This window comes from Vasconcelosia minhoensis LEGE 07310, from assembly GCF_015207255.1.
GTDB lineage: Bacteria > Cyanobacteriota > Cyanobacteriia > Phormidesmidales > Phormidesmidaceae > Vasconcelosia > Vasconcelosia minhoensis.
In genome coordinates this window covers 1-7,678 of sequence record NZ_JADEXG010000112.1, presented here as the reverse complement: position 1 = coordinate 7,678, position 7,678 = coordinate 1, and the positions used below count along the sequence as shown (strand labels likewise).

Genomic DNA, 7,678 nt, shown 5'->3' with positions numbered 1-7,678 from the left:
GGGTAGGGGCTTGGTTTCCAAGCCCGATGGGAAGGTTATTGGGTTAGGGCTGGAGGGTTTGCGCAAAAAGGGTTTGGGTTTTTTCCCAGGCGTCTGCGGCGGCGGTGGGGCGGTAGCTGTCGCGGCGATCGCAGAAGAAGCCGTGACCCGCGTCGGCATAGCGAAAGATTTTGTGGGGAACGTTTTCGCGTTCTAGGGCCGCCTCAATTTCATCGACGGCGGCCAGGGGAATTAGGTCGTCTTCCTGGCCGAAGAAGCCGTAGAGGATGCCGTTGATTTCGCTAGTGCAAGCAATGGTGGGTTCGCCGGGGCCGAGGCTAGTGTCGGTGATACCCGCGCCGTAGAAGGCGGCGGTGGCGGCGACTTCGGGCAGGGTAGCGGCCAGGTAGGCGACGTGGCCGCCGAAGCAAAAGCCGATGCAGCCCGCGCCGCCTGAACGGGTTTGGGGCAGGTTTTGGGCATAGCGAAGGGCGGCCTGGATATCGCCCAGCAGCTGGTCGGCGCGGGTTTGGACTTTATACTGGCGGCCTAATTTGACATCGGCGGCGGTGTAGCCCGCTTCGAAGCCGGGGGCCTGGCGGTGGTAGAGGGCAGGCGCGATCGCGACATAGCCCAGCCGGGCCAGCCGCTCGGTCACATCGCGGATGTGGGCGTTGACGCCAAAAATTTCCTGCAAGACGACGACTGCTGGAACGGGTGCTGGGTCCGAATCGGCGTCTGTGGGTAGCGCTAGATAGGCCGGCAGCTTAAAATTGCCGTTGCTTACTTCGACGGTTTCGGTCTTAACCTGGATATTCGATGCCATAATCTGTCGGGGTAGGGCCGCTCTGATTGTGATCCTACGAGGCAACGTTCACTTTTGGCCTACCGTGAACAGGATCGTCAAGAATTGTGAGTAAATCGATTAAATGAAAGCAGACTTCCCCACAATTTTGGTTTTTGCCGACTAGGCTCTATATCTATAGAATCAGAAGCGACAAAAGCGGAGGGCAGCTCCAAACGCTGCGATTGGGTCTCATCCGTCCAGCCTTGCCGTCATGAGGGCGTTCCAGTGGTTCAGTTTCACATCCAAACCGAAAGCGAAATTCCCGCCTCAACCCAGCTCTACGACCAGATCTGGTTTGCGATCGCGTCGCGGCAGTATCCCCCCGGCTACCGGCTGCCCAGCACTCGGCAGCTGGCGATGCAGACGGGGCTGCACCGCAACACCATCAGCAAGGTCTACCGTCAGCTGGAAGAGGCTGGCGTGGTCGAAGCGATGCCCGGTTCGGGAATCTACGTGCGAACTCAGGGCCACATAGAAATCGCCAAGCCCAGCTCACCGCTGCTCGACAAATTTCCCAAGGCCCAAGAGCTGGTAGAGGGCAGCCTGGACGAGCTGTTGCGCCAGGGCTGCTCCCTACATCAGGCCCGCGAGCTATTTCTGGCCGAAATCGACTGGCGGCTGCGCTGCAGCGCCCGGGTACTGGTGACCACGCCGCGCCAGGACATCGGCGCGGGCGAGCTGATGGTGCGCGAGCTAGAGCAGGCATTGCAGATTCCAGTGCAGCTGGTGCCATTAGAGGAGCTGGATCAGGTGCTGTCCCAAACCCGCTCAGGGACGGTGGTTACCAGCCGCTATTTTATCAATGAGGCAGAAGCGATCGCGGCCCCTAAGTCGGTGCGCGTCATCCCGATCGATATCTACGACTACGAAAAAGAGCGTAAGATGCTGCGGGAGCTGCCCAAAGACACCTGTTTAGGTCTGGTCAGCCTCAGCTCTGGCATCATTCGCGCGGCTGAAGTATTGAGCTACAGCCTGCGCGGCGACGACATTCTGGTCATGACGGCCCAGACCGATGATACCCAGAAGCTCTCCGCCGTCGTCCGCAGCGCTCAGGTGATTGCCGCCCTCGATACCGCCAGCCATCCGGCGATTAAAGAAGCGCTCCAGGCTGCCCGCAATGACATCATTCGGCCACCGCAGATCATTCGCTGCGATAACTACATTGGTGAAAAATCAATTGGCTTGCTAAAGCGCGAACTGGGTTTAGACTAGTACCGCTTTGATTCAATAGACCCGTTGAACGACCCCAATCCACTGCCTGTGAATACACCGCCACCCGTTGATGACATTCCCGAAGCTCATCGGGAGGCCCTGCTTAATCCGGCAGCAAAGCCGTCTCGACGCCGCTGGCTGTGGCTGTGGCTACCGCTCGGACTGGCGGCTGCGGCTGGCATTGGAACCATTCAGTTTCTGTGGCCGTTGGCAACGGCAAATGTGGCTGAGCAGGCATTAGAGTCGTCCGCAGAGCCCCTGCCTGGCTCGGCCCTAGAAGCCGGCTCCAGCGGCTCAGCAGCACGGGGTGCAGTTGAACCGGATACGCTTCTCGGCCATCGCCGCTACCCGGAGGCGGACGCCAGTACGCTAGTCCCTTTCAAGTCCGACGGGACGGTTTTGCTCCAGCCCGCTGCTGCTGAAAAGCTCACGTCGATGGTCGCTCAGGCCAAACAGGACGGCGTAAAGCTGGGCGTGATATCGGGCTTTCGAACCTTTGAAGATCAGAATTATTTGTTTTTTGACGTCAAGGCTGAACGGGGCGAAACGCCTCAGGTACGGGCTGACGTCAGCGCGCCGCCGGGCTATAGCGAACACCATACGGGCTACGCCGTCGATTTTATCGATTTGACCCAGCCTCAAACGAATCTAGAACCGTCCTTTGAGCAGACGCCGGCCTTTCAGTGGCTGCGGCAGAATGCGGCCTACTACGGCTTTGAGCTTTCTTTTCCGCCCGACAATCCCCAGGCGCTGAGCTATGAGCCCTGGCACTGGCGATTTGTCGGCGACCAGGAAAGTCTGGAAACCTTTTATCGCTCAGACTATCGTTCAAATCAATAGGCCAAGCTACGGAACGGAGACCGCTATGCTAGGAAAGAGCGATTTCTAGAAGCCGGGGGCTCGATGAGTCAGATTACGCTGAACCTGATTGCGATCGCAATTTTCGCCTTTACCATGCTGAGCCTGCTGGGGCCGCTGCTGGGGCTGTCACCGGCGGCAGTCGCGATCGCCGCCGCCACTTGTTTGGGGATAGTCACCGTCGATCGGCTGGGCTGGCAGGGGCGCGGCGGCAATCTGCTGATAGACCTGCTGTCACAGCGGTCGGCAGACTATCGCCAGCGGATTGTGCATCACGAAGCGGGTCATTTTTTAACCGCCTATTTACTGGAAATTCCCATTCAGGCCTACACGCTGAGCGCTTGGGAAGCCTGGCGGGCCGGGCTGCCTGGCCTGGGTGGCGTAATTTTTGACTCAGCCGAGATCGAAGCGGAGATTGAGCAAGGCAAAATTTCGGCTCAGCAGCTCGACCGCTACTACCAGGTCTACATGGCGGGAATCGCGGCAGAACAGCAGGTCTACGGCAGCGCCGAGGGCGGAGAGGACGATCGGCTGCGGCTGCGATCGCTTTGGCGGCAGCTCGACCGTTCCCAGGCCGAGGGAGAGCTGAAGCTGCGCTGGTCTCAGCTCCAGGCGAGTAACCTGATTCAGCGCCAGCAGTCGGCCTATGATGCACTGGTCACGGCAATGACCGAGCGGGCGACCGTTGAAACCTGCTGTCAGGCAATTGAGCAGCATCGGGCTGAGGCCGTCACTTAGCGTCTGGGGCCGACTGGGAGGTTAGGAAATGACAACCTGGTTTCGGCCCAAATTTTTAGCCTTGAGCAAATTCTGATCGGCTCGCTTGAGCAGGCTCTTGCCTTCTTCGTCGTCGCTGGGCTGGAGGGTGGCGATGCCGATGCTAACGGTAGTGCTAATCGTCAGGCTGGCGTCGATACTAAAAACCTGATCGGCCATCAAACGGCAGAGGCGATCGCCAATTGCGCCTGCTTCCTGGGCGTTCGTTTGATTTAGGATGACGGTAAATTCCTCGCCCCCATAGCGAAAGGGCGTATCGTAGAAGCGCATATCGTTCAGCAGCCGCTGGGCCAGCTGCCGCAAAACCTCATCGCCGACGGGGTGACCGTAGTAGTCGTTAATCGACTTAAAGCAGTCGATATCGATCATCATCAGGCTGAGGTCAATCGCTTTACTGCGCGTATTTTCAATCTGGCGCGGCAGCTCCAGGTCAAAGGCGCGCCGGTTATTCAGCTGGGTTAGGGCGTCTACTAGGGCTACAGCAGACAGCCAGTCGTTGGCCTGGGTCAGGTCGCGGTAGGCCAAGCTGCGGTACAGCCCCGTCTGCACCTGGGCCTGGAGCAGCCGATTGAACTGCTCATAGGTCGTTGGAGGAACCTGCATGCGCTCCGCTGGCGGCAGCCAGAGATAGGCATCGGCCCCTGCTTCCAGGGCTTCTATCGTTTCCTCAACCGGCATCGGGGTCTGCATGGGCAGCTTTACCAGCCGCGGCAGCAGCCGGTCTTCGATCACCACAAAGTAAATACCCAACAGACTTCGCTGCTGCCTAAAAGTGGACAGCTTAGATAGGGGCGTGAGCTGTCTGGCTTGAGCAATGACCAGGTCGGGCGGCGACTCGTTCATCAACACTTCTGCCTGCGCCGCGGTCTCAACCGTTTCAACCGTTACGGCTGCCAGACCCCGAACTCTCTCTAAAACGCCAGCTAAAAAAAGAGGATCTCCGACCAGGAGCACTAGGGCGTTCATTGAGCATTGAAGTCGTTCATCAAAGGGTTAGCTATTGCATTCTGGGCGATCAGGTTGCAATCTGCGTGGTCAACTCTCTGAGCAAGCCAATCTCAGGCTATCGCTTATCTCAATAGAATAGAGGACTATCGTAGAAATACTTAGAAATGACTGAACTACGATCACGGCAGCGCATGGATTGCAGTAAATATGTTTAAACGATTAAGCTATCAAAAAATTTAAATCTAGCTTCCGGTAAAGGCAGAACAGATTGCTAGACCGGTTCTGAATTTAGAGCAGCTGCTTAAAAAATACCCCAAAGCTGCTTAAAACCTTTCAGAAGCGCCCATGACTGTGACAACATTGGTCAGAATAGGAGGGTGGGTCTCTTAATCGATTGAATGTTCTATGTCTGGTTCTAAACTCTCAATTCGTTCGTCAGCCAGCGGCGCTGCTATTCGCCAGCAGTTTCTAGACTTCTATGCTGCTCGGGGCCACCGGATTTTAGAAAGCGCCTCGCTGGTGCCCGAGGATCCCACCGTGCTGCTGACCATTGCCGGAATGCTGCCGTTCAAGCCGATCTTTCTGGGGCAGCGGGCGGCGGAGTTTGACCGGGCGACGACGTCGCAGAAATGTATTCGCACCAACGACATTGAGAACGTGGGCCGGACGGCGCGGCACCATACCTTCTTTGAAATGTTGGGCAACTTTAGCTTTGGCGATTATTTCAAAGAGCAGGCGATCTCGTGGGCCTGGGAGCTTTCCACGGAGGTCTTTAAACTCCCACCCGAGCAGCTAGTCGTCAGCGTTTTCCGGGAAGACGATGAGGCGTTTGCGATCTGGCGCGATCGCATCGGTGTACCCCCCCACCGCATTCTCCGGATGGACGAAGTCGATAACTTCTGGACCTCTGGCCCTACCGGTCCCTGCGGCCCCTGCTCCGAAATTTACTATGACTTTCACCCCGAGCGGGGCGACGAGGCGATTGACCTGGAAGACGACAGCCGCTTTATCGAGTTCTATAACCTCGTCTTCATGCAGTACAACCGCGATGCTGAAGGCAATCTATCCCCCTTGCAGGCGCAGAACATCGACACCGGCCTGGGGCTAGAGCGAATGGCCCAGATCCTGCAGCAGGTGCCCAACAACTACGAGACCGACCTGATTTTTCCAATCATCGAAACCGCTGCCCGGATTGCCGGGATTGACTACGCCCAGGCCGACGAGATCGCTCGGGTTTCGCTTAAGGTGATCGGCGACCACCTGCGGGCGGTGGTGCATATGATCACCGACGGCATCACGGCGGCCAACGTCGGTCGCGGCTACATCCTACGGCGGCTGATTCGCCGGGTGGTGCGCCACGGTCGCCTGTTGGGAATTGAGCGGCCTTTTACGGCCGAGGTCGCCGAAACCGCGATCGCCCTTTCAGAGTCGGCTTACCCAGCGGTTCGCACTCGGGAAACAGCGATTAAAAACGAGCTGGCCCGGGAGGAAGAGCAGTTCCTCAAAACCCTGGCTCGGGGCGAGAAGCTGCTGGCTGAAATCCTGGCGCGCAATCCCCAGCAGGTCTCTGGCGAAGCAGCCTTTGAGCTATACGACACCTATGGTTTTCCGCTGGAGCTGACCCAGGAGATTGCCGATGAAAGCGGCGTATCGGTCGATGTGGAAAGCTTCGAAGCCGAGATGGAGAAGCAGCGCCAGCGGTCTAAGGACGCCCATGAAACCATTGACCTGACGGTACAGGGCAGCCTGGACGAGCTGGCAGAGCGGTTGCAGTCAACCGAGTTCATGGGCTACAGCCAGGCGATCACCGAAAGCCAGGTGGAGGCGATCCTGATTGACGGCGCAGCGGTCGAGCAGGCCGAGGCCGGGGCAGAAGTGCAGGTGGTGCTGAACCAGACACCGTTTTATGCCGAGTCGGGCGGCCAGATTGGCGATCGCGGCTATCTCTCTGGCGATACGGTGCTGGTGCGGATCGAAGACGTTCAGAAGGAGGGCGACTTCTTCGTTCACTTTGGCCGGGTCGAGCGGGGAACGCTGCGGTCCAGCACGCAGCTGACGGCGCAGATTGACCGAGCCTGCCGCCGCCGCGCCCAGGCCAACCACACCGCCACTCACCTGCTCCAGGCGGCGCTGAAAAAGCTGGTAGACGAGTCCATTTCCCAGGCGGGCTCGCTAGTGGATTTCGACCGTCTGCGGTTTGACTTTAACTGTCCGCGATCGCTCAGCCCGGAAGACGTGCAGCAGGTGGAAGCCCAGGTCAATACCTGGATTGCCGAAGCCCACAGCGCCGACGTGATGCAGCTGCCGCTGGCCGAGGCCAAGGCGCGGGGAGCCACCGCCATGTTCGGCGAAAAGTACGGTGACGAGGTTCGCGTCATCGACTTCCCCGGCGTGTCGATGGAGCTCTGCGGCGGCACCCACGTCAGCAATACGGCTGAGATCGGCGTATTCAAGATTATTTCGGAATCGGGCGTAGCGGCAGGGATTCGCCGGATTGAGGCAGTAGCTGGGCCTGCGATTTTGGACTATTTGAACAGCCGCGATCGCGTCGTGCGAGAGCTCGGCGATCGGTTCAAAGCCAAACCCGAAGAGCTAGTTGAGCGGGTCACCCAGCTACAAGCTGAGCTCAAGTCAGCCCAGAAAGACCTCAGCGCCCTCCAGTCTGAGCTGGCCCTGGTCAAGTCTGACCAGCTGCTAGACCAGGCCGAGACTATGGGCTCCGTACAGGTGATTGTCGCCCAGCTCAATGTCGAAGCCGACGGCCTCAAGGTTGCCACCGAGCGCCTGCTGCAAAAGCTCGGAGACGGTGCAGTCGTGCTCGGCGCCGTCCCCTCACCCGGCAAAGTTAGCCTCACCGCTGCCTTTAGCCCGTCCGTCATCGACCAGGGCCTGAAAGCCGGTCAGTTCATCGGTGGCATCGCCAAGCGCTGCGGCGGCGGCGGCGGCGGTCGCCCCAACTTCGCCCAGGCCGGTGGCCGCGACGAATCCCAACTCCCCGCCGCCCTAGAAGCCGCCAAATCCCAGCTCAGACAAGCCCTACAAGGCTAATCCCACCAC

Annotated in this window: 6 protein-coding genes; 4 read left to right on the top strand and 2 right to left on the bottom strand. The window is 58.8% G+C overall.

Annotated elements, in window-relative coordinates; genetic code table 11:
* Positions 1–43 precede the first annotated feature (43 nt).
* Positions 44–805: a dienelactone hydrolase family protein gene (locus IQ241_RS24490; RefSeq protein ID WP_193912324.1), complete on the bottom strand. Its 762-nt coding sequence runs from the start codon at positions 803–805 to the stop codon at positions 44–46.
* 246 nt (positions 806–1,051) lie between these two features.
* On the opposite strand from IQ241_RS24490, the gene IQ241_RS24485 reads away from it, so the two are divergent.
* The 3 genes from IQ241_RS24485 (at position 1,052) to IQ241_RS24475 (ending at position 3,634) form a co-directional block, all read left to right on the top strand.
* On the top strand, positions 1,052–2,038 hold the full coding sequence (locus IQ241_RS24485) for a GntR family transcriptional regulator (protein WP_193912322.1): 987 nt from the start codon (positions 1,052–1,054) through the stop codon (positions 2,036–2,038).
* A gap of 48 nt (positions 2,039–2,086) precedes the next feature.
* Positions 2,087–2,878, top strand: a complete 792-nt coding sequence (locus tag IQ241_RS24480; protein ID WP_193912319.1) for a M15 family metallopeptidase — start codon at positions 2,087–2,089, stop codon at positions 2,876–2,878.
* Between the two features lie 63 nt (positions 2,879–2,941).
* The gene (locus IQ241_RS24475; RefSeq protein WP_193912317.1) at positions 2,942–3,634 is read left to right on the top strand and encodes an ATP-dependent Zn protease; all 693 of its coding nucleotides are present in this window, start codon (positions 2,942–2,944) and stop codon (positions 3,632–3,634) included.
* A 21-nt stretch (positions 3,635–3,655) separates the two neighbouring features.
* On the opposite strand, the gene IQ241_RS24470 is transcribed toward IQ241_RS24475, so the two are convergent.
* Positions 3,656–4,639, bottom strand: a complete 984-nt coding sequence (locus IQ241_RS24470; protein WP_193912315.1) for a GGDEF domain-containing response regulator — start codon at positions 4,637–4,639, stop codon at positions 3,656–3,658.
* 387 nt (positions 4,640–5,026) lie between these two features.
* On the opposite strand from IQ241_RS24470, the gene alaS reads away from it, so the two are divergent.
* Positions 5,027–7,669, top strand: a complete 2,643-nt coding sequence (alaS, locus tag IQ241_RS24465; RefSeq protein ID WP_193912313.1) for an alanine--tRNA ligase — start codon at positions 5,027–5,029, stop codon at positions 7,667–7,669.
* Positions 7,670–7,678: the final 9 nt, after the last annotated feature.

What these genes read in the sequence shown, in the direction of transcription:
- IQ241_RS24490 (WP_193912324.1), bottom strand. Translation starts at nt 805, where the DNA reads ATGGCATCGAATATCCAGGTTAAGACCGAAACCGTCGAAGTAAGCAAC.
- IQ241_RS24475 (WP_193912317.1), top strand. Translation starts at nt 2,942, where the DNA reads ATGAGTCAGATTACGCTGAACCTGATTGCGATCGCAATTTTCGCCTTT.
- IQ241_RS24470 (WP_193912315.1), bottom strand. Translation starts at nt 4,639, where the DNA reads ATGAACGCCCTAGTGCTCCTGGTCGGAGATCCTCTTTTTTTAGCTGGC.
- alaS (WP_193912313.1), top strand. Translation starts at nt 5,027, where the DNA reads ATGTCTGGTTCTAAACTCTCAATTCGTTCGTCAGCCAGCGGCGCTGCT.